Consider the following 20,423-nt stretch of genomic DNA (forward strand, 5'->3'; position numbering starts at 1 on the left):
CAAACCCCGGATCAGTCAACAAGTCATATAGCGCTAGCCTATCGGCGCGCCATATGCTTAGTTATTGTAAGTAGTGCTTTTTTCGTTCACTTACTTAATTTCAAAATCCGAAATGCTCCTTGAATTACCAACGCAAAAACGATTGTTCCGATAATCAAATCAGGTTTACTCGAACCCAACGAATTTACCAAAATTCCTGCAATTATTACTCCTAAATTTATAATCACGTCATTCGAGGTGAAAATCATACTCGCTTTCATATGTGCCTCTTCTTTGCTCTTTGACTTTTGCAAAATATAAAGACAAATTCCGTTTGCGATAAGTGCAAAAATAGAAACGATAATCATTGTCGAAAAATCGGGAAGTTTCTCGTCTCCGAAAAACCTTCTTAAAACTTCTACAAATCCAATAATCGCAAGTGTTATTTGAAAATATCCAGCAAGTTTGGCTATCCGCTTTTTCTTAATCAACGTTCCTCCAACCGCAAACAAGCTAATTCCGTAAACGAAACTGTCGGCAAGCATATCCAAACTATCGGCAACAAGTCCCATTGATTTTGAGATAATTCCTGTTGTCATTTCGATAATGAAAAACGCAAAATTTATGGCAAGTACAGACCAAAGTAGTTTTTTCTGATTTTCGTTTTCTTTAAATTCCGTTTGGTCGGTTTGTTCAGTCGAGATTTTCTTTCCGCCTAAATTTAGTTCGATAACGGACTTTTCGATTTGGTCAATTTCTCCGCTGTGAAAAACGGTCAATTTTCGGTTCGGAATATCAAAGTCCAAATTCGCAACACTCGAAATTCCGTCCAATTTCATTCGGATTAGATTTTCCTCCGATGGACAGTCCATTTTGGTAATTTCAAATATTGTTTTATTCACTCGGTTTCTGGGTTTTTCGGCATTACTTACAACGGCCCCTGTATAAAGCGGGCGGGGCGTTTTGGCTCTTGTCCGCTTCTTGTCGGCCGGTTGAGTTGTTTATAAATATACTTTAATTTCGGGATTTAGCCGCCACGCGTTGAGCTTTTAAAACGCCCCAGCGTGAAATCCTTTTGGTTGTGTTTCGTGTTTTGACGGAATGCACCGCACCATTGTAAAGGGGGACTGTTCCCTCGGGTGTCCGATTTCATGGCGGAGCGATATGTCCTCTGGCAATCGGCCTGAACGGTCAAGGCTATGGCAAGTAGGGCAGGCAAGGAAACTTTTCGTTTCCGTCTGGTCTGCTAGCCAGAGCTTTTTGTTTTGTAATTATTTTTTCTTTTTAATTGCCAAATCCAAAAGATTTGGCGGACTCAATAAGTAAGCCCAAGCCATTAAATATAGCACTTTATGCTCTATTTGCTATAGGTATTGTTGGCCATAGTTATTTCTTTTTTAAAGTCCTGAATTTTATTATAATCCTCAATTCCCAGTATATCAATAAGTGGTAACCATCCAAGAATTCCATTTTTATGATAGTGAGTCAGTACTTCTTTAAAATGGCTCAGCCTTTCTGATTCGGTTTGTAAAAAATTGCACTTTATTTTTTGTCCATTTTTCAGTTCCAGAGTCATTACGTTGTTTAATCCATTGGACAAGTGTGGAGTGAATTCCAGCATAGAATTAACAAACATTCCCCTAATATCAAATGCTGGGTTAAAGTCCAATTTTGATATTTGAGATAGGTTATAATTTTCCTCGTCCACTTGTATTCTGTCTTCCCAAAAGGTCAATTTACCGCAATATGTTCCTATTTCTCGTTCATAGCGAAAGAAGGTGCTAATCATAAGTCCAATTACATAAACTAGCCATAGAATTAATAGAGTAGTGTCCCAACCATCAAAATCATATCCGTGAGATTTCTTTAAATAGGCCATTAAAAATACCAAGCCTGTCCAAAAAATACCGACCAATTTTTCAGGAGAAATATAAATCCCTTTTCTTTTTTGAAATATTCTTAGACTTCTAGGTCGCATTCTATAATTATGGCCAACGGTTAGTATATGAAAAGTAGGCGATTTCGAAGCACTAAACTTTCGGTTTAGCACAAAGCTTGATACGAGCTCAAAACCTTGATTTCACTACTATTTCGCCTATTTTTTATATACATTGTTAGGGTTAGTGCTTTTATTTTAATTCATCTTTAGCTTCCTTAATATTTATTCTTGCATTATAACCATGTTTTTCAAGTAGATAAAGTAAATTTCCTCCATTTATTAGAGTAATCGGCTTATCCTTTGCAAATTTGAATGAGTCAGAACCATAATCAGAAGTCGTTACTAATATTCCCTTTGTCGCTCCCTCATTCATTACTGTTCCATATAAGTCTCTAACAGCTGAAACTCCTACTATATTCGTATAACGTTTAGCTTGAATTACTATTTTTCCTCCACGAATTGGGTCAGGGTCGAATGCAATTGCGTCTACACCTCCATCTCTACTTGACTGTGTAACTTTTACTTCTCCACCATTTATACTAAATTCTTTCTCAAAAATTTCTCTTATTAAGTGTTCAAAGTCTTCCCAGTGCATCGATGCCAAATTTGTGGAAGAGTCTATTCCGATTTCTTGAGATGACACAAATCTTCTATCATCATTCGCTATTGTGATAATAGGTTTTATAGGCGTTTGGTTAGAGATTTTATTTGCAGAAATTCCTTTAAGACTTTTAAAGCATTCCTTAGGGTCAACTTCTAACAAATTAATTTTACTAAATTCACTCTTGTCGCAAACTACAGAAAGAACACATGCTTTATTATAAAGTCCAGTAGCCTTGTTAATAGCATTTGTCCAACCATTGAAAACAATCGTTTTAATAACATTTATCAAGTCATTTTCGAATGAAATACTTATTAAGTCAAGTACAAGTCTATAAATAATATCATTATATAATTTGTCAAGTTCTCTATCTGAAAATTTAATTTCTTTGTATTCGTTTCGTGTTTTTATGTACCGAAATTCTTTTGTTTCAGGAAACTGCTCTATTGTAGGAAGAAGGTATTCTATAATAAGAATTTTATTCTCCTCGTTGTAATCCGTAGTTATTGATTTGTGAAAATTTGAGTCATAGATTATTTTTTCAAGTATTTGATGATGAAATTCAGCAATTGAACTTTCGTTACTTTCATTATATTTTGTTTTTAACAAATCAACTTTGTCATTTTTTTGTTTCTGTTTTTCCTTGAACTTTTCAAGCTCTAAAGTCCATAGTTTGCCTTTTTGCTTATATCTCTCATTGAGCTCATGTATTTTATTTTTCGTGGAATTTAGATTAGAAGTGTAAATAGATTTTAAGCTTTGATTAAGTTCCTTTTTCTTCTGTTCAATTTCTGTTGACAGTTTGTCTTTATTTTCTGTATTTTGTTTTAGTTCAAAGAATTCAGGTTTATTGATTTCATCGACTAACCTTATTTTTTCTTCGAAACGTTGATTAAGATTTATAACCTTAAATTCACCTTGGTCATAAAATAAATCCCAAATTTCGTTGAGACTTAAAGTCTTTACTTTAAGAATATTTTGAAGTTTTGAAATAGCTCTTATCGGGTCATAAGAATCATTGTAAGTGTTTTGTTTATTTTCTAATGCGATTATATCATTCTGAATTTTCTGAAGTGACTGAAATATTCTCTCCTTTTTGTTCTCAATTCTGCTTTTTTCTTGTTCATATTTTTCATTGAGACCTTTTAAAATTGCATTATGAATATTAAGTTTTTGCTGTTTTTTTGAGTCTTGATGTTCTATGAATTTAACAACAGCAAAAATTACAAGAGCAATTCCAACGATTACTCCGATAACAACAATATTATCCATGATAAATTCGAAGACTTTTGCAATGATAAATACTACAAAACCCACTATAATTAGTAGTCCAGTTGCTTTATCATTTCTTCTCGCCATATTCTATTCTTTGAATTGTCGTTTATTTTTCGGCATTAACCCTAACGCTCAGTATATGAAACGTAGGGCAGTAGATTAGCACTTTTGTTTCAGGTTGGTACTTAGCCAAATATAAATATTTTGCTTTTATCTTTCTCGTAAATGCCAAATTTTATATTTGGCGGACTTTGTAAATAAGAAAAGGCGTTTGAATTAGCTCCAAACGCCCTATGCTTTATATACATTGTTGCCAGTAGTTGTTACTTCAAGTATGAGTTTAACATCCAAAGTGTTTTTTCTGTTTCTGATATATAATCACTCATTAAACTTGCAGTTCCTTCATCATCAGATTCTCCTGCTAAACTTAAAATTTCTCGTTCTTGTAAAATTAACGCTGAAAAATTCGTAACAATTAATTCAACTCCTCTTTTACCATTAGTTATATACTTGATTTCTTTTATTTTTGCAGTTTGAAGATAGTCTGTAAAGGTATGTAAAGGTTCTCCTTCTAAAGTTAATATACGCTCTGCAATCTCATCTACTTTAATCACTGCATCATTATAGTATTCTTCAAATTTCACGTGTAATTCAAAGAATTCATTACCTTTTATATTCCAATGTAAACCTCTCAAATTTTGATAAAAAAGTTGGTAGTCAGCTAATAACTGATTTAACATTTTACATAATTCGGTTGCTTTTCCTTTATCTATTCCTATTAAATTCTTCATTTTATTTTAAGTATTGTTCAATGTTTATGTTTAATCCTTTGGCAATTCCTGCACCCAACTTAGGGCTTACCCTAAACCAATGGCATAATTGACGATTGATAATTTCACTTTTCTTTTCGCCTTCAATTCCGCCCATTGCACCAACAATATTACTAATTGTATTTTGTTGTTGCGCCTCTGTCATTACTTCTTCAAATAATCCTTTTGGTTGAGAATAATGGTCATCATCATTTAAATTCCTATCAAAATAGGCAACTTCATTACTGTCTAATTCGTAGGAAGGACTTTTATGTTTTTCATCTACATAATTACCATCAAAACTATTAGGGAAATGATTTTTAGAGCTCCCACCATTACCATCAGAACGCATTGCTCCATCTCTATGATAATTTGTAGTATCGTAAGGACACCTATTTACTGGTAAGGCATTGTAATTTGCTCCAATTCTATAACGTTGTGCATCAGGATAGGCAAAAATACGTCCTTGTAACATTTTGTCTGGGGAAAAACCAATTCCGTCAACTAAATTAGAAGGTGAAAATGCTGCTTGTTCTACATCTTGAAAATAATTTTCAGGAATTTCATTCAATTCCATTTCTCCAACATCCATTAATGGGAAATCTGAATGTGGCCAAATTTTAGTTAAATCAAATGGGTTCCATTGAAAAGATTTGGCTTCCTCTAAAGTCATTATTTGAATTTTTAATGTCCATTTTGGAAAATTACCATTTTCGATAGCATTTACTAAATCTCTTTGCGAATAATCAGGGTCAGTACCTTTTAATTCTGTCGCTTCAGCATCTGTAAAAGTTTTATTTCCTTGCTTAGTTTTATAATGAAACTTCACATAAAAACGTTCATTGTCTTTATTTACCAATGAAAAAGTATGACTTCCATAACCATTCATATGTCTATATCCATCAGGTGTTCCTCTATCCGACATTAATATTAAAACTTGATGTAAGCTTTCTGGGTTTAGTGACCAATAATCCCAAACAGCCGTTGCGTCTTTACAATTGGTTTTTGGGTTTCTTTTTTGTGTGTGAATAAAATCGGGGAATTTTTTAGCATCTTTTATAAAAAACACAGGTGTATTGTTTCCAACTATATCCCAATTTCCATCTTCAGTGTAAAATTTCACTGCAAAGCCTCTTGGGTCTCTTTCGGTATCTGCAGAACCTTTTTCTCCTCCAACGGTTGAGAAACGGACAAATAGTTTTGTTTTTTTTCCTATTTCAGAAAATATATTTGCCCTACTGTAATTTGAAATATCGTGAGTTACTGTAAACTTGCCATAAGCACCTGTCCCTTTAGCGTGTACAATTCTTTCTGGGATACGTTCTCTATTAAACTGTGCTAATTTTTCTTGTAGGAAAAAATCTTGTAATAATGCAGGGCCTCTTTCTCCTACCGTTTGAGTGTCCTCATAATGATTTACAGGACATCCTGTACTTGTGGTAATTTTTTTATTTTTTGACATATTCTATATTTTGGTTAAAGCTACAAAGGTGTTTCAAAAAAGCATATAAATCAAATTGATAGTTTTTATATCAATATAGATTATTTCTATGTCTTGAATTACTGGCAACTAGTTGATATAAGCAATTTAGCAAAAAACTACGTATATACCGCCAATTTAGTCCGGTTGTATGTAATTATTTCTTAGATTACGCATAACCTGTAATAAAGTTGTATATGACAGATTTTGAACCCTTTAAAACCTTGCTGCAAATTAAAAGATATAGCGAAAATACTAGTAAGGCATATATAGGTTTATTGCTCTCTTTTGACCAATATATTGGATTTGAGCAAGAAATACATCGTTTGGATAGTAAATTCTTGTTGCAAAAAATAAGAGAAATTATAGTTGATAAAAATTACGCTTATACAACTCAAAAGCAATTGTTAAGTGCAATTTCGCTCTACATGAAAGAAATGCATAATACCCGGTTAGACCTTGATACCTTAAGACCCAGAAAACCCCAACGTGTGTTACCGGAAATACTTTCGCTGCAAGAAGTAAAACGAATGCTCACCGCTACACAGAACCTAAAACATAGGGCTATGCTTACCACGGTATATGCCCTAGGCTTAAGAAGCGGGGAGTTGATAGCCTTAAAGGTCGTTCATTTAGACGGGGACAGAAATAGCATATTCGTACAGCATGGCAAGGGAAAACGAGATCGCATATTGCCTTTTCCTGAAACCTTAAAGAACCTTTTGCGTGAATATTATAAGGAGTATAAACCTAAAATGTACCTATTTGAAGGTAGGGATGGCCAATATACCCCTGAAAGTCTCAGGGCTGTCTTTAAATTGGCGATTAAAAGGGCGGGAGTAAAGAAAAAGGTAACCTTGCACAGCTTAAGACATGCCTATGCCACACACCTCTTGGAGGCAGGTACGGATTTACGAATTATTCAGGAACTTTTGGGCCATAATACCATTAAGACGACAATGCTCTATACCCATGTATCCAACAAAAACGTGTTGAACGTAAAGAGTCCGCTAGACTTTTTGGATGCCATTTAAAGTATGGTCCAATTTTAATGGCCGCCGTCGTATTTGTTTGTGCTGGTTAAATGGGGCAGGCTCTTGTGTTATGGATAGTTGCGTTACTTTCGGATAAGAGCTTCCTTGTCTTAGGTAAAAAAAGCCTTATCTAATGCTTTGTGGTAAAAGCACTTTTGATTCGTTTTCAAAACCTACGGATTCTGGGTGTGTTTTTCAGGATACTTAATAAATTGGCCGGAACCTGTTCCTATGTGCAGGTAATACGCACAAACATACAGTACCAATTTAAATTCTAGATGTCGCATAAAACAAGTTTCTTTTTTACTCATTTGTCGTCATAAAATAGAACCATAGCTAATGCTATGCTTAGATTTCATTCCTAAACTGAGAAAAAATAATTCAAATTTTCAATACGACATTCAAAACTTAAATTGGTATAACATTATTGATCAGTACAATAATGAGTGTTTTCCAGCATCTTCGCACTGGTAAAAAAACCGATGACCTGTACCAATTTATCGCTTAAATACCAATATAGTGTCAATAGTAGGGTTGCACATGGATGGGGTGTTTTAAAACTATCGGAATTATGGTCTTGCATATACGCAACACCAAATTCATTCGTTTTTAACCTAGTACATAAACCCCGAAAATTATGAAAAACAATATCCTTTTAGCGGTATTGATGCTAGTTGTCATAAACCTCAATGCCCAAGCTACCGCAAACGCGGCCAAACACTTAGGTGCCGGTGTGGTTATCGGTGCCGTAGGCGGCTATGCCGCCCATAAAGTATTTAAGGGCAGCCGTGGTTGGATGTGGGCCGGAGCGGTAGGCAGTAGTCTGGCTGCCGGTTTGGCAAAAGAGACATACGACCGGTCTAGAAGTCTTGAATGGGAGAACGATGATATTGTCTACACCGCCATAGGAGGTATTATCTCCGGATTGGTTCTTGATATGATATTGGATAGCAAACGAGGCAGTGGTAAACGCTGCGGGTGTCCGCCCTTGGCTTTTAATATGGATAATGTAAATACCGATTTTGTCTCCCATATAGCATCGGGCTCCGGTGATATAGTTGCCGCCATACAGGCCAATCACCTTATCAATACCGGTCTACAATAAACCTCTTGCCTTTATTTCCAAATATTTGTTAATGGTGTTTATGGTCAATTGTTCCGGTTTTGTAAGTATGGTCTGTATACCGTAACGTTGCAGTTCCTTTTGCATTAATTTCTTGTCCAATGAGAACTTCTCTGCAATGGTCTTATGGTAAATTGCCTGTAGGTCCTCGGCATCGGTCGCAATAAGTTTCTCCAGTTCGGAATTTTCAAAAAAGATGACCACGAGTACGTGTTTTTTTGCCAGGGCCAAGAAATAGGGAAGCTGTCTTTTTAAGGCAGAAATATGCTCAAAGTTTGTATAAAGTAGCAACAGGCTCCTTTGGTTTATCTTTCGCTTTACATGACCGTACAGTACTCCAAAATCCGAGTCGGTATATTCGGTGTCTATATTGTACAAGGTTTCCAATATAGTAGTAAGATAGGTAGATTTTTGAACCGCTGGCAGGTAGGTTTCTATATGTTTGGAAAAGGACACTAAACCGGTTTTGTCGTTTCGTTTTAAGGCGATGTTGGAGAAGGCCAATGCACTGTTTATGGCATAATCCAACAATTTAAGGCCGTTAAAGGGCATTTTCATCACCCTACCCGTATCTATAATGGAATATATAGGTTGCGATTTTTCGTCCTGATATTGGTTCACCATCAATTGATTCTGTTTCGCTGTAGCTTTCCAGTTTACCGTACGTATATCATCTCCTGGTACGTATTCCTTGATCTGTTCAAATTCCTGGGTGTGGCCCAGTTTTCTTATTTTTTTTAGGCCGATGTTGGACAGCCGATCGTTAATGGCCAGAAAATCGTACTGCTGCATTTGTATGATGGAGGGGTATACAGGTACCATCTGGTCTTTTTGAAAGACAAACCTACGTTTGGCGATACGCAAGGGGGACGCTGCGTACACATTTAAGTTTCCAAAAACGTATTCTCCCCTATCCACAGGCCTTACGGTGTAGTCAAAAACCTGTTTTTCGCCCTTTATTGCTCTTGTTTTATGAATAAAATCCCGTTTTTGAAACTGCTTTGGAAGTTCATCTATTAGGCTAATGTTCGTTCTAAAGGGATAAAAAGTCTCGAAGTCGATACGAATGGAATTCAAATCGCTGTTGGATAACTTTTTAGGTAAAATCCGTTTTGCCTGCATTCCTTTTCCAGTGCCGTAAAGCAGAAAAATATCGAACAAAAACGCGGCTATGAGTACCCACGTCAATATCCAGGCTATGGGATATAACCACGTTAACCAGAACGATAGGATAAAGCAAGCGCCGAGCACGGCCAGGTACCTAAAGAATACGTTGTGTATGTAGAACGATTTTAGAAATTGCATTTATCTGGGTATTTCTACACTTTCGGTAATCATTTGTACCACGTTTTCGGTGGTCATGCCTTCCATTTCACGTTCCGGGGTTAATATCACCCTATGGTTCAATACCGGAACCAAAGCTTTTTTAACATCCTCTGGGGTAACAAAATCCCTACCGTTAATAGCGGCAAAAGCTTTGGCACTGCTCAATGTAGCGATAGAGGCCCTTGGGGAACCGCCAAGGTACAAATGGGGATGGTTTCTGGTTTTGGTAATGATATCCGCAATGTATTTGAAGATTTTCTCCTCTACTACGATTTCCTGAATCTGGCTCTTGAAGCCTAATAGTGCATTTGGTGTAAGTACGTTTTTTACCTCTTTTTGGGGCTGGTTTCCTTTGCGTTCGTGGTGGGTCTTTAAAATCGATACTTCTTCGTCTACATTTGGATAGGCTACTTTAACTTTAAATAGGAACCTGTCCAATTGTGCTTCGGGTAGGGCATAGGTTCCTTCTTGTTCTATTGGGTTTTGTGTTGCCAGTACCATGAAAGGTGCCGCCATGGGGTAGGTGGTGCCGTCCATGGTTACTTGGCGCTCTTCCATGGTCTCGAACATTGCGGCCTGGGTTTTTGCGGGTGCCCTGTTGATTTCATCGATTAGAACGATATTGGAGAAAATAGGCCCTTTCTTAAACTCGAATTCCGATGTTTTTACGTTGAAAATAGATGTGCCCAAAATATCGCTGGGCATCAAGTCCGGTGTAAACTGTATGCGGCTAAAATCGGTCTTTAGGGTTTTGGCGAACAGTTTTGCCGTAATGGTCTTTGCTACTCCGGGTACGCCTTCTATCAACACATGGCCATCCACCAAAAGGGAGACGATGAGCAGTTCTATAAAGTTTTCCTGGCCAATGATTACCTTTCCCAGTTCTGTCTTTATATCCGCTACCGCTTTTAGTAGGTCTTCTAAAGGTATTCTGGTATTAAAATCTAGATCGTTCGATTGCTCTTCGTTATTTTCCATCTGTTTTGGCTTTAAATTTTTGTAGTAAGGTATTCAGTTTTAATAGATCATCGTCGCTTATTTGATCACTGTTTCTTAAGTGTTCCATAAAGGAGAAGACCTTGGTCACAAATTCAAAGGAATGGCCACTGCGACTGGCAATAGTGTTATAAAAATCATCTTCTTTACGTATGTTTCCTATATAAAAACGGGTACGCAACCAGTCTAAAAAGTAATTGATCTTATGCTCCGCAATAGACTTTTGGTCGCTTTTTAGATAGTACATATCAGATATGGTACGCGTAAAATCCAAGGTTCTATTAGGTAAGGGTGTAACTACGGGGATAGCGCGTTGTTTTCGTTTTCCCTCAAAGATAACGTACAACAAGGCCCCGAACAGGGCAATATAATACGCCCATTTCAATTCTTTGGTGTTCAGGAAAATATACATGGGCGACGTATAAAAAGACTTTCCGCTCTTGTAATGATTATCAAGATAAATAGGTTTGCCGTCATCCAAATAGGACAACATTCCGGCGGTATACGCCTTGTTTTCTCTTTTTAGTATAAAATAATTGGTAAATGCTTCGGGAAAGGTCGAGAGTATAATTGTGCCGTCTCCGAACGGATGCATAAGTGCGTTCACTTGCAGCTCCTTCTGCTTTTTGTCAACAACAACCGCTACCTGCCCTAGAACCGTGGTGTTCAAGGTGTCTATTTTATTAAAATAAGGAGTGGAGGTATCCCTGTTAAAGATAATGGAATCCGTTAATGTCAACCTTGGGTTCAAAAGCGAGTGCAGCTGTTTTTGACTTGTTTCAAAGCCTACGTAACTAAAATCCGTTTCCAGCCCTAGGGTATCCTTCAATTCCTCCTCAAAATCTTTAGAGGCAATGAATAGCCTATTTCCTTTAGCGGTCCAGTTCAGCAAAGCGTTCAGCTCTTCTTTATTGAACTGTATGTCGTTGTTGATAAAAACATAACTGCCATTAATGCTGTCGTTTTGGTTGATAAATTCAAATGGTGGATTATAGACCTGTTGCAATTGACTTGGAAAAAGGCCCTCCATTACCGTGTTGAGCACGACTGTGCCATAGGGAATTTTATGACTGGCCACATAGGAAGGAAACCAGTTGATCTCCTTTGGTTTGCTGTATTGGAGCAGCATAAAGGCTGCCAAGGTAAGTATTGCGATACCAAGATATATTGTCCCTTTTTTACCCATTGTTCAGTAGGTTTTGTAAGGTGATAAAATCGGTTTCCGCTTTACGGTATTTGGACTCGTCTATTGGGAATTCACCATACCAGAAGTAATTATAAAGACGTGTACTGGCTGCAAAGGGTTTTACCAGTTCGGGTTTTTGCAACTCTTTGGTATAGTCCTCGTTCGTTTTTTGCAATTCCCACGTAATTAATTCCTTTTCGCTCATTAACTGCAGCATATAAAGGTAGTAGTAGCGCACCGCCAGCCGGTAATTTTTTTGATCCAGGGCGTTTTGGATCAGCTGCTGTATGTCCTCGTTTTTGATAATATGCTCATCTTCGGATAAGGCAACGATGGCTTGGTTCTTTTTGGTATGGATAACCGCCCTTGCATTTACGTTCAAGAAAAACTTGATCAGGATAAACACGAGTACCGCCAAAAGTAGGTAGGGAAGTATTTCTAAAAACCTAGCGAATGCTCCGGCGGCTTTTTCTATACCAAAAAGCCATTCAAAAATTTTGATTATCACATTGCTTATCCAATTTTTAAAAGAGATCCACCAATCGGGAGCGGCATTTTGTACCTGATCATAATTAAAATCGGGGTTGTTCTTAAAGGATTCTAGTTGGTCTTTATCAATACGTGTTGGACTAATGTCGGATGTGTCATATTTGATCGTAGAAACACTGTCCTGCGCCCAACTATTGGAACCTATAAGTAAGTACATCAAACCTAAAACAACAATTTTCCGCATGTTTAGTTATCTCGTATTTCGCCAAGGTTCTCTATACGCTCGTAGGTGCCGGTAAAATTCTTTTTTTCATTTAGGTTAAAATAGATAAATGCGCCTGCGATAATACCGATAAGGTTCAATAAAAATTGGGCAACGGTACCTATGACATTTAAGAGAATATATATGGGGTCCTTAAAAATGTCCATAATACCCTCGGCATCGACCTCTCCAGAGAATATTCCCATCTTTATCCATTGGTAGATCGCTGTGGGTATGGCAAAAACGTAAGTGGCGATACCTACGATTATACCAATTACGAAAATGGTCGCGAAGGTCATCCACCATTCATCCTTAACTAAGGTAAAACTGTAACTGTAAGCGTCCGATGCGTTCATCCGATTAAAAACTAGGATACAAAACGCTAAGGATAAGGGAACATAAAGGTAAACTCCTGGTATAATGCATACCATTAGTCCTATAAAAATGGATAGCCCGGCCATGATACCTAGTCCTATAAAACTCCAAAAACTATCATATACCTCTGTTCGTATGGTTTCAAAATCCGTAGTCCCTTTCCCGTTGGAATAGGATTTAATGTAATGTAGTACCGTAGATTGTGACATGGTATACACCGCTACTATAGATAGGATATACACAAAACCAATGAGGCCTATGGTGGCAAGGTTGGTTACATCCATATCGGCATCCAAGAGCATGAGGTTAAAGGTATTTCCTGCGAAATATAAATAGAGTACCAGGGAAACGACCAATACTGCCAAAAATGGACCTACTATCTTAAAAAAAGTACTGAAAAAGGGTTTGAACTCGTTGCGGAAAAAGGCAAAGGTGTCCGATAATATTTCGCCTAGCTCCCGTTGTTTCTTAAATTCGATATAATTGCTTTTCATATTTCTTGGTTAAAATGTTATTTTCCATCTTAGATGGTCCAACTGTTTTTTTGAGTTCGTTTCGAAAAATAGTTTTGGTTTTGTTGGTAAAAAGTGGATTTAATTACTGATGTGTTTTAAACTTTTCGGGTTCAAGCGAAAATTAGTGATTTTTTAAACATTTGAAGACTTTTTTGAGTTGCATACCATCGTTGCCGAAGGAAAAAGGACAGGGCCGAAACAAAAGCCGACAATTTGGCTTTTGAATGAGGAGCCGGCTGCAGCGCGCAGTAAAAAAGAGCAATTTTTCAGCGAACGGAAAAAGTTGAATGACTTCGTTTGGTTAAGCATACATAGTTATAAAGTTAGGTAGATTCTCATTTTATAATGCTGTTTCTTAACAGTTGAAGTTTACGGAGTAGTTTCACCTATCTATTCTTTATCGTCAATTGCCACTGCTAACTGTTACCGTCGTTACCAACTAGAATACTGTCCGCTGCCGCAATTCGGTATGGGTAAATGATATAATAGTAAATGATAAGCGCAAGGGAGCTGGTAATAATTAGTATAGCAAGCCAGTCCGGCATTTCGGTATGTCTAGTGACAAAACCTTCCAGAAATCCTGCAAGGATGAAAAACGGTACGGTACTGAGCATAATTTTGAGTCCGTTTTTAACGCCTCGTTTAAAGGATTCCAAACGGGTGTACGTACCGGGGAACAGCATACCATTGGCCAAAACGAGACCGGCGCACCCGGCAATGATAATAACGGAAATCTCTATGGTGCCATGTATCCAAATCGTACGCATAGACTCCCATAACAGTCCTTTTTCGTAAAAAAAGTATTGAAAACTGCCCAACATTATACCGTTCTGTAGCATCACCATTAGGGTACCGATTCCCAACAAAAATCCATATACAAAGGCCATGAGCGCTACACGTATATTGTTTATGGTAATGCCCAAGAACATATTAAACTCGCCCATTTGTTTGTAGACCGCCATGGGGTCGCCCTTTTCTATATTCTCCAAAGTCATGTTCACATAGCCGTCCCCCAGTATGGAACGTACAAAATCACCCTCATTGGCAGCGGAAAAAGCACCTACAAAGGTAAAGAAGCCAAAAACCAAAAAGGCGATGAGCAGTTCTCGGTGATGCTGTTTGAACAGCAATGGGAATTCTGTTTTCCAAAAACTGAAAATCCGGTTTTTCGACTCGCGCTTGGTCCTATAAATCTTTTGGTGCGCTTGCGATGCAAGAGAATTTAAGTAGCGCTCTGTATTGCTGGCTGGATAAAACGTCTTGGCGTAGCTTAAATGGTCCGTGATTTCAATGTATAGGTCGGACAATACATTCGGAGCTATATCCGTTCTGTTAGCCAAGGCGCTTTCAAAAGTAGACCATTTGTCCTTATTTTGCTTTACAAAAGCGGCTTCGCGCATTAACTTTGAGGTTTGTATCAAAGAAACGAAAGAATGGAACAATTTCAAATAGAAACAGCTCAAAATATTAGCATAGATCAAAATACCGCTCACTTGGGCGATCGCATGCTTGCCTTTATTATCGATACCCTTATCATTGTTATATATTACGTGCTTATGATTTGGCTTTTGTTGGCCTTGAACGTGGATGGCGCAGATCAATGGGCAATTTTTATGGTTGTGGGCCTGCCCGCATTTCTGTACTATCTGCTGTTCGAAACCTTTATGGACGGGAAGACGATAGGGAAACACTTAATGCAGATCAGGGTAGTAAAACTGGATGGTTCCAAACCTGGATTTTCCAGTTATTTTATCCGTTGGATTTTAAGGATTGTTGACATTTCCATAAGTTCTGGTGGTGTTGCGGTATTTACTATTTTAATGAGGGGTAAAGGCCAGCGTGTTGGAGACATTGCCGCTGGGACAACGGTTATAAGCGAAAAAAAGCGTATTTTTTTAAAGGATACCTTACTACGGGAACTACCGGTAGATTATGTGCCTCAATTTTCGCAGGTGACCGTATTCAACGATAAAGATATGGGCACCATCAAAGACCTTTACGATAAGGCAAAGCGTAATGGTGACCATAATGTAATTCTTTCGTTAAGCAACCGTATAAAAAAGGTTACACAAATCACAACGGAGCTACATCCCACCGATTTTGTGGATATCGTAATCAAAGATTATAATTATTATACGCAACTGTAGCCTATGTTTTATTTGGTAATCGATATTTTAGGAACCATTGCCTTCGCTATCTCGGGCGTATTGGTAGCGATGGAAAAAAAACTGGACCTCTTCGGGGTATTGATCATAGCCTTTGTAACTGCTATTGGTGGTGGTACCCTAAGGGATTTTTTAATAGGAAACACGCCTGTGGGATGGATGACTACCCCGGTATATCTTATCACGATTACGGCGACTGTTATCGCTACGATACTTTTTGTAAAACAGCTAAGGTATTTTAGGAAATCCCTTTTTCTTTTTGATACCATTGGCATTGGATTGTACACTATGGTAGGCGTAGAGAAGGGTTTGATTGCGGGACTTTCTCCTGTAATGTGCATTATCCTAGGAACCATTACCGCTAGTTTTGGAGGCGTAATCAGAGATATTCTATGCAATGAAATTCCAGTACTATTTAGGCGAGAGGTATATGCTACGATCTGTATCCTTGGAGGGGTTATTTATTTTGTCCTCATTCAGTTTCCGTTGGATCCTACATACGCCTATGTTACTGCCATCGTTTCTATTATACTCATGCGATTATTGGCCGTCCGCTTCAAGATTTCTCTACCCAATATTTACAGGGATTAGTTGGTTTTGGCCGGGTAGAGGGTAGTAAAAAAGAGCGGTAGCATTTTGTAGTGTAGGACAGTAAAAAATGGAAGGTAAATAGTAATCAGTAAAAAAGTAACCGGCAAAAGGGGATAAGTTTATTTGTTTGTGACCTTAGGATTACATTCCTTGAACCTTGAACCTTGAACCTTGAACCTTGAACCTTGAACCCTGATGAGTTATGCTTACATCCATTAATCCAAAATTGCCTATGCGAAACAAAGGCGTTACCAAAGATTTTTATGTTAACCAACTAGGCTTTACGGAATTAGGGAGTACCGATTTTGATGGCTATCTAATGGTTGGGAAAGATAGTGTTCAGCTTCACTTTTTTGAGTTTAAGGAATTAGACCCCAAAGAAAATTACGGACAGGTATATATTCGCACGGACGCTATTGATAATCTATATAATTCATTTCTTGATAGAAAAGTCGCAATTCATCCCAACGGAAAACTGGAAAGCAAGCCATGGGGTCAAAAAGAGTTTTCGGTATTAGATCCCGATACCAATCTGCTCACGTTCGGACAGGCTATTTAATCTTTGGTGAATCAATCGTTGCTAAATTTTTTTATTGGCACCGCCAAAGGGTATAATACCCCGAGGCTTGCCTCGAAATTAAAGGTTCGTTTCCTTAGAATGCCTCGCGGGCTTGCTCCGAGGTAGTTTACTATATCTCCTAATACCAAACTACTCAACCACCACTGCATCTTGTATATAGGTGTTCTGTACGGGCCAATCGCCTTTTCCAATGGGTTGCGAATTTATTTTGTCTACCACATCCATTCCTTCTACAACCCTGCCAAAGGGTGTAAAATCCCCATCTAAATGGTAGGAGCCCGGATCTGTTACCACAATAAAAAACTCGAACGGCGACGCCAACATGTGCGGATTATCAATTTCGCTGCTGGGCATTGAGATCGTGCCTCTATGGTGCCTGTGGCCTTTTCGCGTATCTGGTGGTAGTAGATATCTACCAATGTCGCTTCGTTTTTTTCCGGTTATGGCATCATCGGAATTTCCGCCTTGAATAATAAAGTCCTTAACGACCCTATGGAACTGGGTGTCCTTAAAATATCCTTTTCTGGTAAGGTATATGAAATTGGCCTTATGATAGGGAACGTTATCGTAGAGCTCTACGGTAAAAGACCCGAACCGGGTCGTAATCTTTACTTTATCCGCTTTTAAGTCTTGCTGATAGTTAAAAAAGAAATCAATGGCATTGTCCTCCGTTAGTTTAAATGCTTCTTCGGGTTCGGGATTAATTTTCGTATTTTCCTGTACAACTGTGGTATCTGCTGCTGTTGTAACAACTGTTTCTGTCACTTTTGTATTCTTAGGACTATCTTTGCAGCCAAGTAACAGCATAGCTGCCACGGCAAGTGGTAGCCAAATTTCTCTTAAACACATGAATTTCAAAATTTTTGAACAACGGATATCAAAAATAAAGAATCTACCGTTACCGGGTGAGGCTTCGCACCATAAAATGATTCCGGAGTTTAGAATACATGAGCTTCTAGCGGCAAGCACAACTAAAGTTTCCCCAAGAAAAGCGGCTGTTATGGCTTTGTTTTATCCAGATAGGAAGGAAGAAACGCATCTTTTGTTCATTTTAAGAAAGACCTACAAAGGGGTACATAGCAACCAAGTAGCTTTTCCTGGCGGAAAGGCAGAAAAGGAGGATGCAAATGCAATGGTAACCGCATTAAGGGAAACCCACGAGGAAGTAGGAGTACACCCAGATGATGTTCATGTCTTAAAAGAACTCACCGAAATATTTATTCCACCCAGTAATTTTGATGTGCAACCTTTTATCGGTCTGTATAAAAAACCTAAACCGTTCGTGATTCAAGAATCGGAGGTCGCCGCCCTTTTAGAGGTCTCGCTGACACAATTTTTATTGGAAGAAAGCATAACCACAAAAAAGATAACAACATCGTACGCTACAAATGTTGATGTACCCGCCTTTAAATTAAACGATTACATTGTGTGGGGTGCTACGGCTATGATGTTAAACGAGATTAAGGCGCTTTTAAAACAAGTGTTATAAACCATATTTCTTAATTTAGCATTTATGGGACTGTTCAAGAAGAACCCTTTTGGGCATAATTTATTTATTAAAAAGTGGTTGATCAGGATTTTAGCGGTCTTGAGTCATCAGCGGTATAAGCGTTTTAATAAACTGGAAATAGAAGGTTCCGATATTATTCGCAACCTGCCCGGTAACAATGTGCTCTTTGTTAGCAATCATCAAACGTATTTTGCCGATGTAGTTGCTATGTTCCATGTTTTTAACGCAAGCCTAAGCGGACGTGAAAATTCGATTAAAAATCTGGGTTACATCTGGCAACCGAAACTGAACATGTACTATGTGGCCGCAGCGGAGACCATGCGAAAAAGTCTGTTGACCAAAATTATGGCCTACGCCGGTTCCATTAGTGTAGAGCGTACATGGCGCTCCCAAGGAAAGGATGTAAACAGGCAGGTGAAAATGAGCGATATTTCCAATATTGGGAAAGCCTTGGATGACGGATGGGTAATTACGTTCCCCCAAGGTACAACCACACCTTGGAAACCTATAAGAAAAGGCACCGCGCACATTATTAAAAAATACAGGCCCATAGTTGTTCCGGTAGTTATAGACGGTTTTAGGCGTTCTTTTGATAAGAAGGGACTTCAGATAAAAAAGAAAGGAATTCTACAATCGATGGTGATCAAGGAACCTTTGGATATCGATTATGAAAATGAATCTACCGATTCTATCATAGAAAAACTAGAGTACGCAATTGAACAGCACCCCTCATTTCTAAAGGTGATTTCCAAAAAGGATCTGTTGGCCTATGAGGAGGCGAACAAAGCACGAAAGTTTCGAAATAGCAACCCCTAAAACTCCAGTTGTTTTAGTTCCGCATAGTTTTTGTTGAGTTTTCTTAAAAGCAGTCCGTACATTAAGAAATAAACTCCTGCCATAAATAAGGTAAGGACTATTCCGAATATACCAATGGTAAGCATCAAGGTTATCTTTAACTTATTTGGTGATATGTCTTGAAGCTTATCCTCAAATTCTGGAAAGGCATGGGTAATATCCTCGTTCAGATAGACTCCTACCAGCATAATGATGATCATCACTAGCACCATGGATAGCGAAAAAAACACGTAGTGTTTTACCGTTTTTCTAGTTCTAAGGATTTTTTTCATAAGGTTCTTGGAGTTGTCCAGGACAGATATTTCGGTAAACCTTCGGTAAAATTGAAAAATAAAATAAATAGCGACGGCATAAATAACTAAGGAGAGCATAAAAAGGTAGTTGGAAACCCCAATGTTATCATAAATCTGCATGGCCTCCTCCATAGGTGGGGCAAATATCAAAAGTTGGGGTAGCGTAAACTCTAAAATACTGATAATCAATATCCACTTTACGATAGAGGAAGATTTTTTCCAAATCATTTTATGAATTTCGGCATACGATAAGCTTGGCAGTTCCGTTTCCTTTTTCTGCCAATCCCTTTTTAGTAATTCCAGTTCATCCGTCATAGCTCAAGGATTCAAAATGGTTCTTAATTTGGTTTTGATACGGTTCATTTTAACTCGGGCATTTACCTCCGTAATTCCTAAAGTTTCAGATATTTCCGTATAATTTTTATCTTCCAGGTATAGAAAAACCAACGCTTTGTCTACATCTCCCAATTGGCGGACCGCTTTGTACATCAATTTTAATTGCTGCTCTTCGGTCTCGTCATATTCGTCGGCCTTTATTTTAAAAATTACAGATTCATAATCTTGCGTATCAATACGTTTTTTTGATTTTCTGTATAAAGTGATAGCGGTATTAAGTGCTACCCTGTACATCCATGTACTAAATTTAGCTTCTCCCCTAAATTTAGGATAGGCTTTCCACAGTTGTATCGTAATTTCCTGGAATAGGTCGTTGTGCGAATCACGGTCGTTTGTATACAATGTACAAACCTTATGGACGATGTTTTGATTGTCCTGCAGCTCGGTCACAAATGTATGTTCCAGTTCTTTGTTCACTATAGGTTGGTCATTCTTACGCGATAAGTGTATGTTTTCCTTGTTTTGTTACAAAGAAAGTGTCCTTTATTTCAAAAAATAAGTTTTGTTTGAACTATACCACTTCTGGATTAAAAACCCACAGGTGTACCAGTCGCAATGCAATTGTAAATGGTGGTTGGGTAACTATGTTATTTGTTCTGAATAATGCAATAGTTTTATTTTTTAGATAAAGGTTAAAACCCTGC

Annotated in this window: 21 protein-coding genes; 7 read left to right on the forward strand and 14 right to left on the reverse strand. The window is 37.9% G+C overall.

Going from position 1 to position 20,423, the window contains the following annotated elements; all coding sequences use genetic code 11:
* Positions 1–86 precede the first annotated feature (86 nt).
* From ACFQZJ_RS06235 to ACFQZJ_RS06255, 5 genes are all read right to left on the reverse strand, one after another.
* The gene (locus ACFQZJ_RS06235) at positions 87–881 is read right to left on the reverse strand and encodes a cation transporter (protein ID WP_379933144.1); all 795 of its coding nucleotides are present in this window, start codon (positions 879–881) and stop codon (positions 87–89) included.
* A 455-nt stretch (positions 882–1,336) separates the two neighbouring features.
* The gene (locus ACFQZJ_RS06240; protein ID WP_379933145.1) at positions 1,337–1,957 is read right to left on the reverse strand and encodes a hypothetical protein; all 621 of its coding nucleotides are present in this window, start codon (positions 1,955–1,957) and stop codon (positions 1,337–1,339) included.
* Between the two features lie 151 nt (positions 1,958–2,108).
* Positions 2,109–3,878, reverse strand: a complete 1,770-nt coding sequence (locus tag ACFQZJ_RS06245) for a restriction endonuclease (RefSeq protein ID WP_379933147.1) — start codon at positions 3,876–3,878, stop codon at positions 2,109–2,111.
* A 239-nt stretch (positions 3,879–4,117) separates the two neighbouring features.
* On the reverse strand, positions 4,118–4,585 hold the full coding sequence (locus ACFQZJ_RS06250) for a Dps family protein (RefSeq protein ID WP_379933148.1): 468 nt from the start codon (positions 4,583–4,585) through the stop codon (positions 4,118–4,120).
* 1 nt (position 4,586) lies between these two features.
* Positions 4,587–6,065, reverse strand: coding sequence for a catalase (locus ACFQZJ_RS06255; protein ID WP_379933149.1), 1,479 nt, complete (start codon positions 6,063–6,065; stop codon positions 4,587–4,589).
* A 215-nt stretch (positions 6,066–6,280) separates the two neighbouring features.
* Between ACFQZJ_RS06255 and ACFQZJ_RS06260 the strand changes: the two genes are divergently transcribed.
* Together ACFQZJ_RS06260 and ACFQZJ_RS06265 are read left to right on the forward strand one after the other, a co-directional pair.
* Positions 6,281–7,117 (forward strand): tyrosine-type recombinase/integrase, encoded by an 837-nt coding sequence (locus tag ACFQZJ_RS06260; RefSeq protein ID WP_379933150.1) that lies wholly within the window; start codon positions 6,281–6,283, stop codon positions 7,115–7,117.
* A gap of 637 nt (positions 7,118–7,754) precedes the next feature.
* Positions 7,755–8,222, forward strand: a complete 468-nt coding sequence (locus tag ACFQZJ_RS06265) for a hypothetical protein (protein WP_379933151.1) — start codon at positions 7,755–7,757, stop codon at positions 8,220–8,222.
* Here ACFQZJ_RS06265 and ACFQZJ_RS06270 read toward each other — a convergent pair.
* The 6 genes from ACFQZJ_RS06270 to ACFQZJ_RS06295 all read right to left on the reverse strand — a co-directional run bounded on the left by ACFQZJ_RS06270 (position 8,214) and on the right by ACFQZJ_RS06295 (position 14,789).
* The gene (locus ACFQZJ_RS06270; RefSeq protein WP_379933153.1) at positions 8,214–9,545 is read right to left on the reverse strand and encodes a DUF58 domain-containing protein; all 1,332 of its coding nucleotides are present in this window, start codon (positions 9,543–9,545) and stop codon (positions 8,214–8,216) included. The two genes, ACFQZJ_RS06265 and ACFQZJ_RS06270, sit on opposite strands and share 9 nt — an antisense overlap.
* Positions 9,546–10,544: an AAA family ATPase gene (locus ACFQZJ_RS06275; protein WP_379933154.1), complete on the reverse strand. Its 999-nt coding sequence runs from the start codon at positions 10,542–10,544 to the stop codon at positions 9,546–9,548.
* Positions 10,534–11,748, reverse strand: coding sequence for a DUF4350 domain-containing protein (locus tag ACFQZJ_RS06280; protein WP_379933156.1), 1,215 nt, complete (start codon positions 11,746–11,748; stop codon positions 10,534–10,536). The genes ACFQZJ_RS06275 and ACFQZJ_RS06280 overlap by 11 nt, the downstream gene beginning before the upstream one ends.
* On the reverse strand, positions 11,741–12,481 hold the full coding sequence (locus tag ACFQZJ_RS06285; protein WP_379933157.1) for a DUF4129 domain-containing protein: 741 nt from the start codon (positions 12,479–12,481) through the stop codon (positions 11,741–11,743). Before ACFQZJ_RS06285 ends, ACFQZJ_RS06280 begins: the two co-directional genes overlap by 8 nt.
* 2 nt (positions 12,482–12,483) lie before the next feature.
* Positions 12,484–13,368, reverse strand: coding sequence for a hypothetical protein (locus tag ACFQZJ_RS06290; protein WP_379933158.1), 885 nt, complete (start codon positions 13,366–13,368; stop codon positions 12,484–12,486).
* 437 nt (positions 13,369–13,805) lie between these two features.
* Positions 13,806–14,789: a stage II sporulation protein M gene (locus ACFQZJ_RS06295; protein ID WP_379933159.1), complete on the reverse strand. Its 984-nt coding sequence runs from the start codon at positions 14,787–14,789 to the stop codon at positions 13,806–13,808.
* A gap of 33 nt (positions 14,790–14,822) precedes the next feature.
* On the opposite strand from ACFQZJ_RS06295, the gene ACFQZJ_RS06300 reads away from it, so the two are divergent.
* From ACFQZJ_RS06300 to ACFQZJ_RS06310, 3 genes are all read left to right on the forward strand, one after another.
* A complete protein-coding gene (locus ACFQZJ_RS06300) occupies positions 14,823–15,536 on the forward strand; it encodes an RDD family protein (protein WP_379933160.1) in 714 nt (237 codons plus the stop codon).
* A 3-nt stretch (positions 15,537–15,539) separates the two neighbouring features.
* Positions 15,540–16,145 carry a trimeric intracellular cation channel family protein gene (locus ACFQZJ_RS06305; protein ID WP_379933161.1) on the forward strand — a complete coding sequence of 202 codons (606 nt, stop codon included), beginning with the start codon at positions 15,540–15,542 and terminating at the stop codon, positions 16,143–16,145.
* Between the two features lie 202 nt (positions 16,146–16,347).
* On the forward strand, positions 16,348–16,704 hold the full coding sequence (locus tag ACFQZJ_RS06310) for a bleomycin resistance protein (protein ID WP_379933162.1): 357 nt from the start codon (positions 16,348–16,350) through the stop codon (positions 16,702–16,704).
* 150 nt (positions 16,705–16,854) lie between these two features.
* On the opposite strand, the gene ACFQZJ_RS06315 is transcribed toward ACFQZJ_RS06310, so the two are convergent.
* On the reverse strand, positions 16,855–17,574 hold the full coding sequence (locus ACFQZJ_RS06315; protein ID WP_379933163.1) for a peptidylprolyl isomerase: 720 nt from the start codon (positions 17,572–17,574) through the stop codon (positions 16,855–16,857).
* Here ACFQZJ_RS06315 and ACFQZJ_RS06320 point away from each other — a divergent pair.
* Complete coding sequence (locus ACFQZJ_RS06320) at positions 17,573–18,214, forward strand: NUDIX hydrolase (protein ID WP_379933164.1); 642 nt, start codon at positions 17,573–17,575, stop codon at positions 18,212–18,214. The two genes, ACFQZJ_RS06315 and ACFQZJ_RS06320, sit on opposite strands and share 2 nt — an antisense overlap.
* 24 nt (positions 18,215–18,238) lie before the next feature.
* Positions 18,239–19,051 carry a lysophospholipid acyltransferase family protein gene (locus ACFQZJ_RS06325; protein ID WP_379933165.1) on the forward strand — a complete coding sequence of 271 codons (813 nt, stop codon included), beginning with the start codon at positions 18,239–18,241 and terminating at the stop codon, positions 19,049–19,051.
* Here ACFQZJ_RS06325 and ACFQZJ_RS06330 read toward each other — a convergent pair.
* Together ACFQZJ_RS06330 and ACFQZJ_RS06335 are read right to left on the reverse strand one after the other, a co-directional pair.
* Positions 19,048–19,698: a hypothetical protein gene (locus ACFQZJ_RS06330; protein WP_379933166.1), complete on the reverse strand. Its 651-nt coding sequence runs from the start codon at positions 19,696–19,698 to the stop codon at positions 19,048–19,050. The two genes, ACFQZJ_RS06325 and ACFQZJ_RS06330, sit on opposite strands and share 4 nt — an antisense overlap.
* 3 nt (positions 19,699–19,701) lie before the next feature.
* Complete coding sequence (locus ACFQZJ_RS06335) at positions 19,702–20,196, reverse strand: RNA polymerase sigma factor (protein WP_379933168.1); 495 nt, start codon at positions 20,194–20,196, stop codon at positions 19,702–19,704.
* Positions 20,197–20,423: the final 227 nt, after the last annotated feature.

It is taken from the genome of Maribacter chungangensis (genome assembly GCF_042676845.1).
Lineage (GTDB): Bacteria > Bacteroidota > Bacteroidia > Flavobacteriales > Flavobacteriaceae > Maribacter > Maribacter chungangensis.